Origin of the sequence: Serratia symbiotica, assembly GCF_000821185.2 — a bacterium.
GTDB lineage: Bacteria > Pseudomonadota > Gammaproteobacteria > Enterobacterales > Enterobacteriaceae > Serratia > Serratia symbiotica.
Genome location: NZ_CP050855.1, coordinates 1,407,465 through 1,422,839 on the forward strand (window position 1 = coordinate 1,407,465; position 15,375 = coordinate 1,422,839).

The window sequence follows — 15,375 nt, forward strand, 5'->3', positions numbered from 1 at the left end:
CTCATACACCAGGTCAATCATCGCAATGATTCAGTCACGATCGGCCTTATCCAAATTGCCAAGCATGGTGGTGATAATTGACTGATAGACATTGGATGCGGCGGTCAACGATTTTTCTCTCGCTGCGAGGGCTGCGACACCCCCCATCGCCGTTCGGACTGTGGTATATCAATCTCCTATTGCCAGGCAGCAAATCTACCGGTTTGCAGTTTAGCAAAGGATTAAAGGTGAAAAACAAAGACCCCTCCACCGCCGGGTAGGCAAAAAAGCTGGCACCGATTTGAATGAATAACACAAGTCTCACGTTATTACTCAGCCCGGCAATTCAATAATCCGGTAGTGGCCAGCCATCAGTGGCTTGCATAGGATCTTGTAGCCATCGCTATCAAAATGGCTGGCGGGGTGCTGCAAGGCATCGGCCTGTTCCAGGCTACTGACCGATCCCAGATAAAACCAGTTATCGATCACATGATACTGACGCAGCGAATCACCCTGCTCTTCCAGTGCTACCCGTCCGGTGTAGGGCCAGCAGTTGATGCGTATTTGCTCCAGCGCGGTGACCAAACGCTGGCCATGTTGCTGCTCGGACTCTGCACCACAACAGGCACCAGCGCATTTACCTAGGCTGAAGCGGAAGCAGGCTGCCCCTAGCGGCAATTTGTCAATCCCCAGCTTACCGTAGCACAGCCGCTGTTCGTCGGCGATGACACGCAGCTTCGCCAGTGCCGTGCTGCGGTTGGCAAACAGCCCGTACAGATTGGGCGTAACGGCAAAATCGATCTCTTTGGCATGTACGATCATCACCCGCCCATCACCTATGCGTAGCGAACATAGCTGTTTTGAACGACGCAGCCTTTTATTGAACAGCGGCTGCTGCTGCTTGATAAGCTGCGCTTCCAGCAGAAGCGCCCCCAATGCCCCCGCTGTAGTGATAAAGCTGATCCGCTGGGTCTGACGCAACAGTTTGGCTTCCCCCTGGGCGCGAAAATGCGCCATCACTCGGCTGCGAATATTGACGCTTTTGCCAATGTACAGTGGTAGACGATCGCTCTGGCCGTGAAAGAGGTAGACGCCCGGCGACCTGGGCAGTTGATCCAGGCTAGCGCGCAGATGGTCTGGATAGTGATAGATATTAAGCTCTGGCTCGAGCCGGTTTGACATCATAATGTCGTTATACTCATGGTTAATAGCACACATGGTTTTTTATCCAGCATACCGTTTGCCTCTGTTTACTTACCCATGGTGCTCTGTGGTTTTTACCGAAACCAACGCGTCCTTCACTTTTGCAAAAGCCAAAACGCTGAGTACTGATTTAGGCTACGCATCTTACCGTCAATCTATTTCTATGCAAATTTATAAGAAAAAAGACCAAATTTGATCGCCGCAAGATATAACGTTAAGCTATAAATGCTAAAAAATTAGTCCCCTAACTAGCGTGATATCGCTTAAATTGGGCTTGCATTTACGGTTCACATTTCATGAAGAGAGTGAAGGCTGGCCACCTGGAACAGCAATATGTTTAGCCAAACTAATGGTTCAACATAGAAAAATGGATGGGGATTGCGAATTCACGAACAACTAATGTTTCATTAAGGGACGATAATATGAAGTTAAGAAAAAAACGTCATAAGCCGATGCACATTAATGACATCACCATCATCGACGACAGCAAGCTGAAGAAGGCGATTACCGCCGCCGCGTTGGGCAATGCGATGGAGTGGTTCGACTTCGGCGTATACGGCTTCGTAGCCTATGCCCTTGGACAAGTCTTCTTTCCGGGCGCATCTCCTGGCATACAGATGATTGCTGCGCTGGCGACCTTCTCGGTGCCTTTCTTAGTCCGCCCACTCGGCGGTATCTTCTTTGGTGCCATGGGCGATAAATTTGGCCGCCAGAAAGTGCTGTCCATCACCATTATCATTATGGCGGTGAGCACCTTCTGCATCGGCCTGATCCCGTCTTATGCCGCTATTGGCATCTGGGCACCGATCCTGCTGTTGCTGGCCAAGCTGGCGCAGGGTTTCTCCGTCGGCGGAGAATACTCCGGGGCAGCGATTTTCGTGGCAGAATATTCACCCGATCGCAGACGTGGCTTTATGGGTAGTTGGCTTGATTTCGGCTCTATCGCCGGTTTCGTGCTGGGTGCCGGCGTCGTGGTGCTGATTTCCAGCATCGTTGGCGAAGCCCGCTTCCTCGACTGGGGCTGGCGTATTCCGTTTTTCATCGCAGCACCGCTGGGCATTATTGGTCTCTACCTGCGCCATGCACTGGAAGAAACCCCTGCGTTCCAGCAACACGTTGACAAGATGGAGAAGGATGATCGCAACGCCATCGAAAATCCGCCGAGGATCTCGTTCACAGAAATTGCAGCCAAACATTGGAAAAGTCTGCTGGTGTGCGTAGGTATCGTGATTTCCACCAATGTGACCTATTACATGTTGCTGACCTATATGCCAAGCTATCTTTCGCATAATCTGCACTACTCGGAAGATCATGGCATATTGATCATCATCGCCATCATGATTGGCATGCTGTTCGTGCAACCGGTGATCGGCCTGACCAGCGATCGCATTGGCCGTAAGCCATTTATTATCGGCGGCAGCATTGGTCTGGTAGCGCTGGCTATCCCGTGCTTTATTTTGATTAACAGCAGCGTGATTGGCTTAATTTTTGTCGGTTTACTGGTGCTGGCGGTGCTGCTGAACTGCTTTACCGGCGTGATGGCCTCCATATTGCCAGCAATGTTCCCAACGAATATTCGCTACAGCGCGCTGGCGATTTCCTTCAACATTTCAATCTTGGTTGCTGGCGCTACCCCAACGGCGGTAGCCTGGCTGGTGGAATCCACTGGCAACCTCTACATGCCGGCCTACTATTTGATGGTAGTGGCAGTGATCGGCCTGATTACCGGTCTATATATGAAAGAAACTGCCAACAAACCGCTACGCGGTGCCCCCCCAGCCGCCTCTGATCGCATGGAAGCCAAAGAACTGCTCCAGGAAACCTATGACAACATCGAACAAAAGGTCGAGGACATCAATGCGCAAATTGCCGATTTAGAAAATAAAAAACAGACGTTGGTCGATCAGCACCCTAAACTGGACTAACGCGCTCTGACATTCAAAATCCAATGCTAGCCAGTTAATTAAGGTAACTGGCATCCCCGCCATACCCTAACCACCCGTGTGTGGGTTTCAAACCACATACGGCCATGCATAGGGCCATTGGTGTGATCTTGACCCGCTATATCCAGACAGCTTTTGTCTCTAAGTTAACGTTATCCGCTGGCTCCGGTATTCCCTCGGCGAGAGGTATCCCAGGGCACTGTGTGAATGGTTTTCATTGTAATGCTCGAACGCTGCCGCCAGGTTTATCAACGCCGTTCTCACATCCGGTTTTGGCATGAAGGTGATATAGCCACTTTTCATCGTTTTTACGAACCGTTCAGCCATACCGTTGCTCTGTGGACTGCTCACTGCTGTTGTGCACGGCTCCAGATTCAGTTCCCTCGCGAACCAGCGAGTTTCATGCGCTACATAAGCCGAACCGTTGTCCGTCAGCCACTGGATTGATTTTTCCGCTAACTGATTACCGAACCGCTTTTCCACTGCACCCAGCATCACATCCTGTACCGTGCGGCTGTCGTAACCCCCTGTGCTGGCAGCCCTGTCTATGGTTTCTCTGTCGCAGCAGTCCAGCGCGAACGTCACCCGCAGCTTTTTGCCATCATCACAGCCGAACTCGACGCCATCTGAACACCAGCGCAACTCGCTTTCTGCCACCGCGACTTTACCATTATGCTCCCGCTGCGGACATTGTGGTTTGTCGTGCAGCAGCAACAGGCGGTTCTCACTCATCACACGATAAACCCGTTTGGCATTCACGGGAGGAAGCCCTTCATTGCGCGACTGTTTCCGCAGTATCGCCCACCCCCGTCGATAGCCATAACCCGGCATATCGCTGATGATCGCGAGGATACGCGGCAGCAGTTGTGCATCTGCTTCCTCATTCCGTCTGTTACAGCGCCCGTCCTGCCAGCCGACGGGACGATCGACCCGAAGGGATAACTGCGCACGCGACACGCCTAAAGCCCGGCTAACCTGTGCTATTCCTTGTCCTTTGGTAACCAGGGCGCATGCGCTATCCATTTTCGCGACTGACCGCACTCCACCGCTTCTTTCAGGCTCTCGTTCTCCATTGTTTTCTTACCCAGAAGGCGCTGAAGCTCACGGATTTGTTTCACAGCGGTGGCTAACGCTAAATGCCGGAGTGGCCCTGTAATAAAGTGGCTGAACTTCTGCCCTGGAAAGTGGATCTCACTTCTCATTAACCGTCAATACGGCATTGCCTTTACGCTTGCAGCATTTGTGCATAATTACCAGAAATACCGGCCTTAGCCGGGAACATGACGGAGAACCCCGCCATGAGGCATTGTCCTGAATGCGGCCAAGCCGCACACACCAGATCATCGAACTACATCACCAATACGACCAAAGAGCGCTACAACCAGTGCACCAATATCAACTGTGGATGCACGTTCGTGAGCCATGAAACCTTTACCCGCGTCATTTCAAAACCGCATAACGTTGATCCTGTTTCACCTCACCCTCAAAGCGGCGGTCAAGCTTCGTTGGTTTTTGGATAGCCACAAGAAAAACGCCCGCAAATGCGGGCGTTAAAATCACTTGGAGGATAGTGCCGGCAGTACATGTTGCGGATCTCGTTCAATCGCACGCAATAGCGCCTTGGCTGGGCCGGTTGGTTCACGTCTGCCCTGCTCCCAATTTTTGAGCGTCCCGACACTGACAGAAATCAGCGCAGCAAAAACGGGTTGAGATAACCCCATCGCTTGACGAATGGTTTTAACTTGCACAGCGCTAACCTGAAACTCACGAGAAGGTGCGCGCTCACCGTCAATAATTTCATTCATTTGCGCCATGCTTTCTTTCAAGCGATCGAACAGTTTAGCGTCCATAGTTACCACCTCTCATTCAATGCGCGAAGGATGCGCCTTTCATCCGCAGATAAATCATCTTTGATGCCCTTTTTGTCGATCACCAGCAAACGGATCTGAGACTCGGACAACTTGTGATAATAAATTACCCGTACACCACCTCGCTTCCCTTTGCCGCCGCAGGCCCAGCGTACCTCGCGCAATCCCCCGGTTTCTTAGATCACATCGCCAGCGGTTGGGTTTGCAGCGAGATAAAGCTGAAACTCTCGATACTCTTCATCGCTGAGCAGCGTCAAAACATCCTCTGTAAAAATTGAAGTCTCTATAAATATCATCATCTATGCGTCAATGGCGTATACCGTAAGCACATGTTAGCATCTATCGGGTATCAGTCAATGACGCATGGACGATCATGAAAGGTCTTCGGGGTGAAAACCTTTGCTGCCGTCACGCTGCCATTTAGCGTTTTGCAGGCACAAAAAAACCGCCTCTCGGCGGTTTAATTTATCTTTATAAATCAATGTGGTACCCGGGGCGGGACTTGAACCCGCACAGCCATAAGCCGAGGGATTTTAAAAAATATCGATAACCATTTAAAATCAATGAGTTATTAGAAGTCAGTGACTTACAATTATCTATAGTTGCTATTTATTGTTGTTTGTCGGTTTATGGAGCCACTTTTTCAAGGTGTTTTTAATCAGAAACCTTATCAAATGGATTAAGCGATAATGCCGCCTCCAAATGGTCTGGGGCAAAGTGCGCGTAACGCATAGTCATCATGATGGTGCTATGACCGAGGATCTGTTGCAGCACTAAAATATTGCCCCCCCCCATCATGAAATGTGACGCGAATGTATGCCGCAAAACGTGGGTGCGCTGACCTGTAGGCAGTTCGATCCCCGCCCTCTTCAGTGCATGCTTGAAAGCATCATATGCAGGCGAAAACAACTCACCACGCTTTTTAGGCAACATCTCTTGTAAGCGCTTTGAGATCGGAACGGTACGATTTTTGTTGCTCTTGGTATTGATGAACGATATCCGTCCAGGCAATACCTGAGATTGCTTCATGCCTTCGGCTTCACCCCAGCGCGAACCTGTAGCCAAGCAAACCCGCACAATCAGGCCAAGACTTTTGTTTTCCGACTCATCGCAAGCGGCCAGCAACCGCTTAATTTCATCCTCATAGAGGAATGATAATTCCTGATCCCCTTCCTTGAATTGGCGTATTCCATCAAGCGGGTTGCCGCCTTCCCATTCACCCAGGCGCTTTAACTCAGAAAACACGGCGTGTAGGTATGACTGTTCACGGTTAACTGTGGCTTCTTTCACGGTCTTCCGTCCCTTTGCCATCCATTCGCCAGAAAGACGGTGCTCACGATAGACAGCAAACATATTTTTATCAACTTCGTGGGCCAGCGGATCACCTAAACGTTTACAAATTGCCTCCAGCTTTGCTAAGCGAGATTCGCCGGATTCAAGCGTCTTGCCGTGCAGGTCATACCAGCGCTGTACCAACTCTGCTAATGTTACCGCGCCGATCTCTACCTCAGTTTTATTCCTTTGGGCCAAAAGTTTCCGCTCATGCGAAAGCGCCTCGCCTTTTGTTGCAAATTGCTTCCGCACCCGCTTTCCTGCGGCTTTTCCATAGGGATAGCATTCGCAGAGCCACTTTCCTGATGGCAGTTTAGTTACTGTCATTTTATGGCCCTCATAATTTAAGAATAAATATCTGGTATTTCGCCAGTTTCAATCAGTGATAATAACTCATCTTCATTAAGTACTATTGTCCCTTTCATACGCGCTAACTCCATCTTTTTAGTACCAGCATTATAGCCATAACATAATAGGTGGAGATTTACTGTAACCTCACTTCTAACTATCATGCCTGCCAGCTTTGCACGCTCAATCAATCGATCTTTATCAGCTTTTTTGAATCCAGTGAAGTAGATTTCAAATTCACCATCAAACACAGGTGCATCATATTTTCTTAATGAATCATGTCTTTTTTCTGGAAAAATATATTGTGAAGCATCAATAGTAGGGGCTATTAAGTCAGCATGTTTTTTAGCATCATCAAACCGCTCAAACGATTTAATAAACCTATCTTTACGGAAAGCTCTATAACCTGATTCAGATGGTGAAAAACCTTGTACATAGCGTTCGGAATGGCTGGGGTTATTTACTGCATATGCCGCAACTTTTTTATCAGCACTGATATAAACAAAGTAGATGGTTTCCATTTAATATCCCTATTTAATTACCTGTTTTCAGCTTTAATTTCGATTGCGCGAACGCATCACCAACCGCCTGTATGTTTAAACGCGCCGCCTCATCCATAGCGCGGTAATTTTCTATGAGTTTTTGTTCTTCCATAGAGATTGAATCCACGGCATGCGGTGTTTTTTGACCAGTAAGTACGTATGTCACATCTATTCCTAATTCTCCACCTAAGCGCGAAAGGGTCAGCGCATCAGGCATGGTTTCCCCCCTCTCGTACTTCCCCCAGGTGCGAGTAGAGACACCAAATTTTTCCGCAATAGAACCTTGGCTCTCGCCGATTTTTTCCCTTTCTTCACGTAGCCTTGCAGCTATGAGGAATAATAATTCCCTTCCGCATGTTGACATAGGAATAAAACTTCCTTAAATTGATTTGCACAGGAACTTAGTGGATCACAATATAGCACTATGAAACAAGTCAATCACGATCAGCGGTCACGCCTGCCCAAGGGCATCGCGTCACAAAAAGCCGTTCCGATGCGCTTGTCAGACGAAGAACGCGAAAGATTAGAATCACTTGCAGCTAAAGAGTGCCGTTCAGTCTCAAGCATGGCGCGCCTGGTTCATCTGCGCGGAATGGAAGCAATTGCTTCTGAATAATCGGGGGACGCATGGGTAATACCACTATCAACATCACAGTCCCTACAGGATATGTGTCCTTAGAAGCGTATGCCGATATGGTGAAAATCCCGTTAAGCACCTGTCGCGCCATGGTAAGGGATGGCCGGATCATTATCCGCCCGAAAAAGTGCGCAAAAAACCGGGTAGAAGTAAACCTCGTTGCCATGCTCAAAGACGCGATAGAGAACAGTTGAGGCGAACCATGCAAAGCACAACACACGCTATCACCAAAATAAGCCGCAGCGCGTCACGCTATCGCGGGTTTGTTATCACCCACAGGCCAAGAACGGCGACCAATCCGATCTCACGGTATGAAATCAGCCTTGGTGATCAGTCGTTCGGCCTGTTCGATGCGCAAGCACTGGCAACCGGCTATATCGAACAACTCTACACACAACGCTAGGTGGCAAGCATGAAATTTGCCTACAGCATCCTTGTTAACGATCTGTTGCAGCAGTACCGCTTTAAAAGCGAGAACATGCGCGCCGTTACCGCAGTTGCTGAAGAAGTGCGCCAATTCTCTCAGAACGACTATGCCTTTCGGTTGAGCGTTGGCCTTGAGGGATTGCTGAGCACCGCGCAGGCGGCGGGTGACGCTGAATCGGCTACAACCCTGGATGAGCTTGTCATAGCGCAGAACATGCAGCAATTAGCCGATGAGCATAATGGAGTATTAAATAAAATGAAAAAGCGCTATTCAAAGCACGGATCACATGCAGGTAGCATTCCTGGGCTGGTTCAGGTCGGCAAAAACGTTTATGTGTATACGGCTGAATTCACTATCCGTAGGTCGCCAAGAAATTTTATTAAGAGAGATAGTTATTTAATTAACAAATGGGCCGATAAAGGCGGTGTCGATAATTATTATGGCCGTGACTTTACCTTAGCTGAAGCAATGCGAACAATTGAAAGGCTGAAGGGTGGAAAAAGTTATGAAAATTGAAATGATTTTCGGCATATTTATTTTTGCTGTGCTGATTGTTAATTTAATTCAGTTTCTAATCAGGCAGCGGTGTGAAAAAGTAAGACAGCAGAAATTAAAAGCGTTCTCTAAATTTAAGGCCCGCCGTGAAGAAGTAGAACGCAAGGCACGCAGGCAACTGTAACAGGTATGCGATATGAAAAGTAACGATCCATCACTTGCCAGCCTGCTTAAACAAGGCTGTCAGGTTACGCACTACCGCAATACTCGCGGCTGGATAGAATGCCCTGATGGGCGTTTCTTTAAGCCAGAGCCAAATAAGGTACGGTTCATTAAAGGTATGAGTAAGTTTGTTTATACGAAGAAGATAAACAAAGGTTTATTTAATGACTTGGCAGGGTTTTTTAGAAAACTGCTGTAGTCATTAAGTAACAGATAAATCTTTTTCTACCTGTCGTCACTTTGTTAAGTGATGGCGAATTTACTCACCCATTAGTGGAGGTAAGTATGTCCAGCAAAGAAAAAGACCTGGATAAAGAAGAGCCAGATCTTGTTTTTCATATGTGTTCAGTGGAGCTAGTAATACGTAGCAGGATTGCCAATGCCTCTGAACTTTTTTCACGCTCAACCTTTTCATATTTCAACGAAAAGGCATCAGCTATTAGATCTGATCTTTTTGATAATTTAATTGAGCAATCAGGTCGCGCGATTGAGTGGCATCTAAACGAATCGCAATCACCTGACTATCCGGCAACTCCGAAGTGCCAGAAATATAAGGAGCAGCTAGCACAAAGCAATGATGCCAGTCTGGCAGTCTCCGCAATTGAGGATGAGTTAACCGTAAAAGACTTTATTAATCTCATGGAAGCGGCTGAAGCGTCAGTCAGAGGCCTAGGAAAAACAATCAGGCCATGGCACTTATCGAAGGTATTAAAAACATTTGAGTCACTTACGAGACGAGCCGATTAAGGCCGGATAACCGGCCTTCGTTCAGAAAGGCTCAGCAATAAAATCCATCGGTGTGTACGGGTATTTCTTTTTTAGTTTGATGCTTACCGCATCATGTATTCCCCGAAGTTCTCTATTGCCTCCGTGGCTGGTTGTTGGAAGTGATTCATTTAGCAGAGTATCAAGCGATTTGAGGCATTCGATGATTTTTTATCTTTGATCCATCGATATTTCCTTTTAGTGGTGTGTAGTTATGCCGCTCGCTTCTTGCTTCTTGCTGGAAGGCGGCAGCTTAAGCTTAATGAGGCTTCAAATTATGACTAAACGTGACCAATACAGTTTCATCCTGAACGTTTTATTACCAACGATTGAGCGTGAGGGATTGACGATCAAGACCCACGGGAGTGGTAAGTTAACGCTCTCCCCCGAAGATCCCTCAGTGACCTGTTTCATTCAAGACATGCGGCAGCGCCTGACTTCGGCATTGCTGCGTCCTGCTCCACCTTCATCGCCATACGGAGTTTAACCGCCATGAATCACTTAATGATCGATCTCGAAACGCTCGGAACGGATTCAACCGCGCCAATAGCTTCTATAGGTGCTGTTTTTTTTGAGCCTTCAACGGGCTGCACCGGGGGCCGTTTTTATGTTCGCGTGGATTTTGCCAGCGATATGGCGTTAGGGGCTAAACCTGACGGGTACGCCATGAAATGGTGGCTGAAGCAAAGCAGTGAAGCGCGTGCAGAACTGGTTAACGATGAAGCGTTGCCTGTTGGCCGGGCGCTATCGCAGTTATGCCAGTTTATCAAGGATAATCAGCAGCCTGCTGGGAAGAAGCATTTACGTGTTTGGGGTAATGGTGCGTCATTCGATTGCGTGATTTTACGCGCCGCCTATGCGCGCGTCGGCATTACGCCACCGTGGGATTGGTGGAGGGATCTTGATGTTCGTACCGTAGTAGAAATGGGGCGCGGGTTGGGTTATGACCAAAAGTATAATCTTATTTTCAAAGGCGTTCAGCATACTGCGCTTGATGATGCGTTACACCAAGTGGCTTACGTTTCGGAGATTTGGCAACGCCTGACAGCCGATAAGGAGCCAATATTATGATCCGCCCGTTCATCAAATGGGCGGGTGGTAAATCACGCGTCCTTCCTGATCTGCTGCCACACCTTCCTAAAGCTGACTGCCTGATCGAACCGTTCGTAGGCGGCGCTTCGGTATTTCTTGCGACTGAATACCGCCGCTATGTGCTGGCCGATATCAACCCGGATCTGATTAACCTGTATCGCTGCGTAACAAGTTACATGGATTTGGTTATCGAAACCGCGCAGGAAATATTTGAAAAGTTCAACGATGCCGAGGGCTACGGCAAAATTCGCACTGCTTTCAACACTCAAAGGCGATCCACACGTAAGTGTGCGCACACGCTGGAGAATATTGGACGCGCTGCGCAATTCCTCTATCTGAACCGCCATTGTTATAACGGCGTTTGCCGTTACAGCAAGAAGACCGGATTTAACGTGCCGTTTGGCAAGTATAAAAGCGTCTACTTTCCTGATAATGAAATCCGCCTGTTTGCCGAAAAGGCCAATGACACTAAGGCAATATTTCTTTGCGTACCGTTTGAACGTTCCCTACAGGTCGTCACTGGTGGCGACGTTCTCGTTTACTGTGATCCGCCGTACCTGCCTGCCAGCGATACCGCCAATTTTACCCAATACCACACCGAGCCATTCACAGAGAGCCATCACCGCCAGTTAGCGGCGGATCTGCTGGAAGTGAATCGCAAATATGGCGTGCCGGTTGTCATTTCCAACAGCGACACCGAAACCACCCGCGAGATTTACCACCGCTTCCGCCTGCATGAAATTAACGTGCAGCGCTCTGTAAGCACTGACACCAGCAACCGCCAGAGGGCCAAAGAAGTGATCGGCACTTTGGGACTCAGCATTCTTGACGAGTATCAGGCCGATTGCGGGATCTGTGAAAGCTGCGGGCAGTGTGCAGAGGGGGCATGACTGTGACGGCCTATTACAACGAGATCGATCCCTTTGCGGCCCAATGGCTGCGCAATCTGATTGACGCCAAGCATATTGCCCCCGGTGTCGTTGACACTCGCTCAATTGAGGACGTTACTGCAAATGACCTTAAAGGATTCACGCAATGCCATTTTTTTGCCGGGATCGGCGTCTGGTCATATGCCCTGCGCAACGCCGGATGGCCAGATGAAAAGCCGGTCTGGACAGGCTCTTGTCCGTGCCAGCCTTTCAGCGCGGCAGGCAAAGGCCATGGGTTTGATGACGAGCGGCACCTCTGGCCTGCGTTTCACTGGCTCATCAGCGAGTGCCGCCCTCAGTGCATCTTTGGCGAGCAGGTTGCAAGCGGTAACGCGAACGCTTGGTTCGACCTTGTACAAGCTGACCTGGAAGCCATGGACTACGCCTTCGGGCTTGTCCCGTTCCCGGCTGCGGGCGTCGGTGCGCCGCATATCCGAGACCGTGCCTACTGGGTGGCCCACACCCACAACACGGGAAGATGGGAAGGAATGCCAAAATGTGCCGCTGAACGCGTTGCTGGGGCGAGTGGTGTGGCTGACCGGCTGGCCAACACCGACATGCAATACGAATCCACAACCGGAGACGCCAAGGGGGCTTCAAAATCTGGCGGGCGCGGCAAGGTTAGCGGGCTGGGCAACACCCAACACAATGGATATCTTACCGATGAGATGTCGGAAAGCATTAGCGAAAGCGAGGAAGAAAGGCGGTTGCTCGAATCTCAAAGACCAGATACACGAGATAGTGTACTGCAAACATCCCTGCCGACTAACAGCTTCTGGCGAAATGCTGACTGGCTCTTCTGCCGGGATGAAAAGTGGCGGCCAGTTGAACCCGGCACATTCCCGCTGGCTGATGGGGCTTCCGCAAGAGTGGGACGACTACGCGCCTACGGTAATGCCATCGTTGCGCCGGTCGCCGAAGCGTTCATAGCCTCATATCTGGACAGTGTGCAATGACCACGGTAACCCGTGGCCGTTGCGCTCCTTCTTCGCCCCCACCTTTTCCGGGTAGCCCTGTTGATACTACCCGGTATGCTTACGCATGGAATAAGCCAGGCCAGGCAATTGGCCATGATCTGTCTCCTTCTTGCCGTGGTTTCGATTACCTGACGCCGGACGGCACCCGCAAGCATATTGATATCGCCAATCTGTACGAAGAGAACGAAAAGCCGGAGCGAAGCAAGCTGTTGCGCCGCCGCCTCGCTTCTCTTCCGCAGTATATCCGCCGCCACTTTGCCGCGAAGCTGGACGCGCTGGACGCGAAAGACCGCAAAGCGGCAGATCACTGGCTGATTAACACCTTTGAGCGCCATGTATTAACGCGTATTGATAGCGTGAATAGCGTTTACCAGCCTGATAGCGTGATGCCTGGCATCCTTCTGACAATCCGCGATCAGCTTTTCCGTATGCTCTGGGCAGGGAAGAAAGAGTTAAAAAGACTGGCTTATACGCTTTCCGATATCTTTACGAGCGAGTTTATACGCGAGTCCGATCACCAGCTTGCGCGCACTGGCGATCCTGAGTTCGCGGCGCTTTCTGGCTATGGCCGTATTGCGTCGCTGGCGGTGCATTTGAAAACGCCGATCCCCAGTTGGACAGCGTATTGCAATGAAGAACTGGAAGCGGAGGACGCGTTACGCGCGGTTCTTCGTCTTGAGTCACCACAGTGGTGGTTAAACCGCCTGCGCCGTATCCATGCCCGTTGGCGTGAGCATTTGATGATTGCAGCGGGATACGTCCAGAAAAAATCCTCCCCATACAGTAGCACCCCGTGCCTTACGGAATGGTTGGCCCAGAAAAAGGCTAACCGTGAATACCTTAAGGCTATGGAGCTGGAAGACCAGGACACGGGCGAGCGCATTTCACTTATCGATAAAGTCGCCGGTAGTGTCGCCAATCCGGCCAACCGTCGCCGCGAACTCATGACGAGAATGCGCGGATTTGAGGATCTGGCGAAGTTGGAAGGGCTGGCCGGTGACTTTTACACACTGACAGCGCCTTCCCATTACCACTCCATGCAGCATAACGGGTGCCGCAATAATAAATACTGTGGCGCGTCGCCGCGCGAAACGCAGCAATATCTTTGCAAGGTCTGGGCGAGAACCCGTGCAGCGTGGAAGAGAAAAGGGATCCGCGTCTTTGGTTTCCGCGTGGTCGAACCGCACCACGATGCAACGCCACACTGGCATTTACTTCTTTTTATGCGCCCGGAATGCGTCGAGCAGGCGCGCGAAATCTTCCGTACCTATGCCCTGAAAGAAGACGGCCACGAACCGGGAGCGCAGGAAAATCGCTTTCAGGTTGTGCCAATCGATGAAGCCCACGGCAGCGCTACCGGATATATAGCGAAATACATTTCCAAGAATATCGACGGCTTCGCGCTGGATGGCGAGAAGGACGACGAAACCGGGGAAGACCTGAAAGAAATGTCACTCCGTGTTAGCGCGTGGGCGTCGCGCTGGTCTATTCGTCAGTTTCAGCAGATCGGCGGTGCGCCGGTCACGGTATACCGCGAACTTCGCCGCCTGGGCGATCGTGAACTGGTGTTACACCCTGAACTGGAAACCGCACGGCAGGCTGCTGATGCAGGAGAATGGGATAACTACGTGTTAGCCCAGGGAGGCCCGTTGGTTGAGCGCGATAATGTGCGTATCCGTCTGAACTATGAAACCACCGAAAACGGCAATGCCTACGGCGATGACGTCCAGAGAATTACCGGTATTTACTGCCCGATGACGGGCAGCGAATCGTTGATATTCACCCGCACCACTCAATACATAATTGTGCCAAAGCACCAGAGCGTTGACGGCGTGGTCGTTGACGTTGGTTTTTCAGGCGGCAGCGCCGCCCCTTGGAGTTCTGTCAATAACTGTACTGAGCACGAAAAACATACAGATCCGGGTGGTGAGCATCCGCCAGATAATCAGCCCGAACAGTTGGCCTTTGGTCAATTGACCAGGGCGCAGCGAAAACAGCTACAAGCCAGCTTGCACAGTGACCAGCCTCGGCGACAAAAATCTTCTGCTGATGAGTTTGAAGCATTGGCGCGAGCCATTGTTAGTGGTGAGTGTTCAGATTATGACCGCAGCAGGGCTGACAGCTATCTACGTGCGGCGCACACAATCCGGCAGGCAGAACAACCGGTTACAGCCGGGATCGCCGTATTGGCTAAACAGGTGCAACGTTGGGCAGAGATCAAGCGGGTACCAGTGAGCAAGCCGCAGGCTGTGCAGCTTGCCCAAGGTAATGAAGTGACCGTACTCGACAGTGTCTACCGCGCCAACCTCAACACCGGGGAGATCATCCGGTGCGGAACATTCGAACCATGGCGCAAGGCAATATCACGCAGGGAAACCAGCAGCCTGATCGAAAGGTGGAAAGATGCAGCACAGCGGAAGGCTGATAGTCATTAATAGCTATGTTGGCCGTTCGCATAGACGAAAACGTCTTTTGTGGCCATTAGGTATCGATCATAGGCAAAAGCGACTGTGTTACCAGGCAATACAGCCAGCTATGTCTATGTGGTACCGCCACAGGCCCAGGTGAGAACAGCTGTGCTGCAGCCAAGTTATTTACAACTTATGGAGATTCATC

At 50.3% G+C, this 15,375-nt stretch carries 19 protein-coding genes and 2 pseudogenes; 14 read left to right on the top strand and 7 right to left on the bottom strand.

Annotation, left to right across the window (positions count from 1 at the left end; genetic code table 11):
• Positions 1-312: 312 nt before the first annotated feature.
• A complete protein-coding gene (cho, locus tag SYMBAF_RS07030) occupies positions 313-1,164 on the bottom strand; it encodes an excinuclease Cho (protein WP_040266245.1) in 852 nt (283 codons plus the stop codon).
• 440 nt (positions 1,165-1,604) lie between these two features.
• On the opposite strand from cho, the gene proP reads away from it, so the two are divergent.
• Positions 1,605-3,107: a glycine betaine/L-proline transporter ProP gene (proP, locus tag SYMBAF_RS07035; RefSeq protein ID WP_040265721.1), complete on the top strand. Its 1,503-nt coding sequence runs from the start codon at positions 1,605-1,607 to the stop codon at positions 3,105-3,107.
• A gap of 168 nt (positions 3,108-3,275) precedes the next feature.
• Here proP and SYMBAF_RS07040 read toward each other — a convergent pair.
• Positions 3,276-4,255: pseudogene (locus SYMBAF_RS07040) on the bottom strand (IS3 family transposase); the annotation flags it as partial.
• A gap of 168 nt (positions 4,256-4,423) precedes the next feature.
• Here SYMBAF_RS07040 and SYMBAF_RS07045 point away from each other — a divergent pair.
• Positions 4,424-4,645: an ogr/Delta-like zinc finger family protein gene (locus SYMBAF_RS07045; protein ID WP_082026991.1), complete on the top strand. Its 222-nt coding sequence runs from the start codon at positions 4,424-4,426 to the stop codon at positions 4,643-4,645.
• A gap of 36 nt (positions 4,646-4,681) precedes the next feature.
• Here SYMBAF_RS07045 and nadS read toward each other — a convergent pair whose 3' ends face one another.
• The 5 genes and pseudogenes from nadS to SYMBAF_RS07065 form a co-directional block, all read right to left on the bottom strand.
• Positions 4,682-4,975 (bottom strand): NadS family protein, encoded by a 294-nt coding sequence (gene nadS, locus SYMBAF_RS07050; protein WP_040265719.1) that lies wholly within the window; start codon positions 4,973-4,975, stop codon positions 4,682-4,684.
• Between the two features lie 2 nt (positions 4,976-4,977).
• A pseudogene (locus tag SYMBAF_RS17620) lies at positions 4,978-5,289 on the bottom strand (type II toxin-antitoxin system RelE/ParE family toxin).
• A 358-nt stretch (positions 5,290-5,647) separates the two neighbouring features.
• Entirely contained in the window at positions 5,648-6,652 is a 1,005-nt protein-coding gene (locus SYMBAF_RS07055; protein WP_040265717.1) for a phage integrase, read from the bottom strand.
• 17 nt (positions 6,653-6,669) lie between these two features.
• On the bottom strand, positions 6,670-7,194 hold the full coding sequence (locus SYMBAF_RS07060) for a BRCT domain-containing protein (RefSeq protein WP_040265715.1): 525 nt from the start codon (positions 7,192-7,194) through the stop codon (positions 6,670-6,672).
• Positions 7,195-7,207: 13 nt separating this feature from the next.
• Entirely contained in the window at positions 7,208-7,579 is a 372-nt protein-coding gene (locus SYMBAF_RS07065; protein ID WP_040265713.1) for a helix-turn-helix domain-containing protein, read from the bottom strand.
• 60 nt (positions 7,580-7,639) lie between these two features.
• On the opposite strand from SYMBAF_RS07065, the gene SYMBAF_RS07070 reads away from it, so the two are divergent.
• The 12 genes from SYMBAF_RS07070 (at position 7,640) to SYMBAF_RS07130 (ending at position 15,194) form a co-directional block, all read left to right on the top strand.
• Entirely contained in the window at positions 7,640-7,831 is a 192-nt protein-coding gene (locus SYMBAF_RS07070; RefSeq protein WP_040265711.1) for a hypothetical protein, read from the top strand.
• 11 nt (positions 7,832-7,842) lie between these two features.
• Positions 7,843-8,046: a hypothetical protein gene (locus tag SYMBAF_RS07075; RefSeq protein WP_040265710.1), complete on the top strand. Its 204-nt coding sequence runs from the start codon at positions 7,843-7,845 to the stop codon at positions 8,044-8,046.
• A gap of 8 nt (positions 8,047-8,054) precedes the next feature.
• Complete coding sequence (locus SYMBAF_RS07080; protein ID WP_040265708.1) at positions 8,055-8,255, top strand: hypothetical protein; 201 nt, start codon at positions 8,055-8,057, stop codon at positions 8,253-8,255.
• Between the two features lie 9 nt (positions 8,256-8,264).
• Positions 8,265-8,795: a DUF4761 family protein gene (locus tag SYMBAF_RS17625; protein ID WP_237162939.1), complete on the top strand. Its 531-nt coding sequence runs from the start codon at positions 8,265-8,267 to the stop codon at positions 8,793-8,795.
• The gene (locus SYMBAF_RS07095; protein WP_162835910.1) at positions 8,785-8,958 is read left to right on the top strand and encodes a hypothetical protein; all 174 of its coding nucleotides are present in this window, start codon (positions 8,785-8,787) and stop codon (positions 8,956-8,958) included. Before SYMBAF_RS17625 ends, SYMBAF_RS07095 begins: the two co-directional genes overlap by 11 nt.
• Positions 8,959-8,970: 12 nt before the next feature.
• The gene (locus SYMBAF_RS07100) at positions 8,971-9,195 is read left to right on the top strand and encodes a phage filamentation protein Fil family protein (RefSeq protein ID WP_040265706.1); all 225 of its coding nucleotides are present in this window, start codon (positions 8,971-8,973) and stop codon (positions 9,193-9,195) included.
• Positions 9,196-9,281: 86 nt separating this feature from the next.
• Positions 9,282-9,743, top strand: coding sequence for a hypothetical protein (locus tag SYMBAF_RS07105; protein ID WP_040265705.1), 462 nt, complete (start codon positions 9,282-9,284; stop codon positions 9,741-9,743).
• Positions 9,744-9,975: 232 nt separating this feature from the next.
• Positions 9,976-10,248 (top strand): hypothetical protein, encoded by a 273-nt coding sequence (locus tag SYMBAF_RS07110; protein ID WP_237162940.1) that lies wholly within the window; start codon positions 9,976-9,978, stop codon positions 10,246-10,248.
• 5 nt (positions 10,249-10,253) lie between these two features.
• Positions 10,254-10,832: a 3'-5' exonuclease gene (locus SYMBAF_RS07115; RefSeq protein WP_040265703.1), complete on the top strand. Its 579-nt coding sequence runs from the start codon at positions 10,254-10,256 to the stop codon at positions 10,830-10,832.
• Complete coding sequence (locus tag SYMBAF_RS07120; protein WP_052447818.1) at positions 10,829-11,743, top strand: DNA adenine methylase; 915 nt, start codon at positions 10,829-10,831, stop codon at positions 11,741-11,743. The genes SYMBAF_RS07115 and SYMBAF_RS07120 overlap by 4 nt, the downstream gene beginning before the upstream one ends.
• On the top strand, positions 11,740-12,738 hold the full coding sequence (locus SYMBAF_RS07125; RefSeq protein ID WP_040265701.1) for a DNA cytosine methyltransferase: 999 nt from the start codon (positions 11,740-11,742) through the stop codon (positions 12,736-12,738). The genes SYMBAF_RS07120 and SYMBAF_RS07125 overlap by 4 nt, the downstream gene beginning before the upstream one ends.
• Positions 12,735-15,194, top strand: coding sequence for a replication endonuclease (locus SYMBAF_RS07130; protein WP_237162942.1), 2,460 nt, complete (start codon positions 12,735-12,737; stop codon positions 15,192-15,194). Before SYMBAF_RS07125 ends, SYMBAF_RS07130 begins: the two co-directional genes overlap by 4 nt.
• Positions 15,195-15,375 lie beyond the last annotated feature (181 nt).

Excerpts from the sequence above, each read along its gene's own strand:
- cho (WP_040266245.1), bottom strand. The coding sequence starts at position 1,164 with ATGATGTCAAACCGGCTCGAGCCAGAGCTTAATATCTATCACTATCCA.
- proP (WP_040265721.1), top strand. The coding sequence starts at position 1,605 with ATGAAGTTAAGAAAAAAACGTCATAAGCCGATGCACATTAATGACATC.
- SYMBAF_RS07045 (WP_082026991.1), top strand. The coding sequence starts at position 4,424 with ATGAGGCATTGTCCTGAATGCGGCCAAGCCGCACACACCAGATCATCG.
- nadS (WP_040265719.1), bottom strand. The coding sequence starts at position 4,975 with ATGGACGCTAAACTGTTCGATCGCTTGAAAGAAAGCATGGCGCAAATG.
- SYMBAF_RS07055 (WP_040265717.1), bottom strand. The coding sequence starts at position 6,652 with ATGACAGTAACTAAACTGCCATCAGGAAAGTGGCTCTGCGAATGCTAT.
- SYMBAF_RS07060 (WP_040265715.1), bottom strand. The coding sequence starts at position 7,194 with ATGGAAACCATCTACTTTGTTTATATCAGTGCTGATAAAAAAGTTGCG.
- SYMBAF_RS07065 (WP_040265713.1), bottom strand. The coding sequence starts at position 7,579 with ATGTCAACATGCGGAAGGGAATTATTATTCCTCATAGCTGCAAGGCTA.
- SYMBAF_RS07070 (WP_040265711.1), top strand. The coding sequence starts at position 7,640 with ATGAAACAAGTCAATCACGATCAGCGGTCACGCCTGCCCAAGGGCATC.
- SYMBAF_RS07075 (WP_040265710.1), top strand. The coding sequence starts at position 7,843 with ATGGGTAATACCACTATCAACATCACAGTCCCTACAGGATATGTGTCC.
- SYMBAF_RS07080 (WP_040265708.1), top strand. The coding sequence starts at position 8,055 with ATGCAAAGCACAACACACGCTATCACCAAAATAAGCCGCAGCGCGTCA.
- SYMBAF_RS17625 (WP_237162939.1), top strand. The coding sequence starts at position 8,265 with ATGAAATTTGCCTACAGCATCCTTGTTAACGATCTGTTGCAGCAGTAC.
- SYMBAF_RS07095 (WP_162835910.1), top strand. The coding sequence starts at position 8,785 with ATGAAAATTGAAATGATTTTCGGCATATTTATTTTTGCTGTGCTGATT.
- SYMBAF_RS07100 (WP_040265706.1), top strand. The coding sequence starts at position 8,971 with ATGAAAAGTAACGATCCATCACTTGCCAGCCTGCTTAAACAAGGCTGT.
- SYMBAF_RS07105 (WP_040265705.1), top strand. The coding sequence starts at position 9,282 with ATGTCCAGCAAAGAAAAAGACCTGGATAAAGAAGAGCCAGATCTTGTT.
- SYMBAF_RS07110 (WP_237162940.1), top strand. The coding sequence starts at position 9,976 with ATGCCGCTCGCTTCTTGCTTCTTGCTGGAAGGCGGCAGCTTAAGCTTA.
- SYMBAF_RS07115 (WP_040265703.1), top strand. The coding sequence starts at position 10,254 with ATGAATCACTTAATGATCGATCTCGAAACGCTCGGAACGGATTCAACC.
- SYMBAF_RS07120 (WP_052447818.1), top strand. The coding sequence starts at position 10,829 with ATGATCCGCCCGTTCATCAAATGGGCGGGTGGTAAATCACGCGTCCTT.
- SYMBAF_RS07125 (WP_040265701.1), top strand. The coding sequence starts at position 11,740 with ATGACTGTGACGGCCTATTACAACGAGATCGATCCCTTTGCGGCCCAA.
- SYMBAF_RS07130 (WP_237162942.1), top strand. The coding sequence starts at position 12,735 with ATGACCACGGTAACCCGTGGCCGTTGCGCTCCTTCTTCGCCCCCACCT.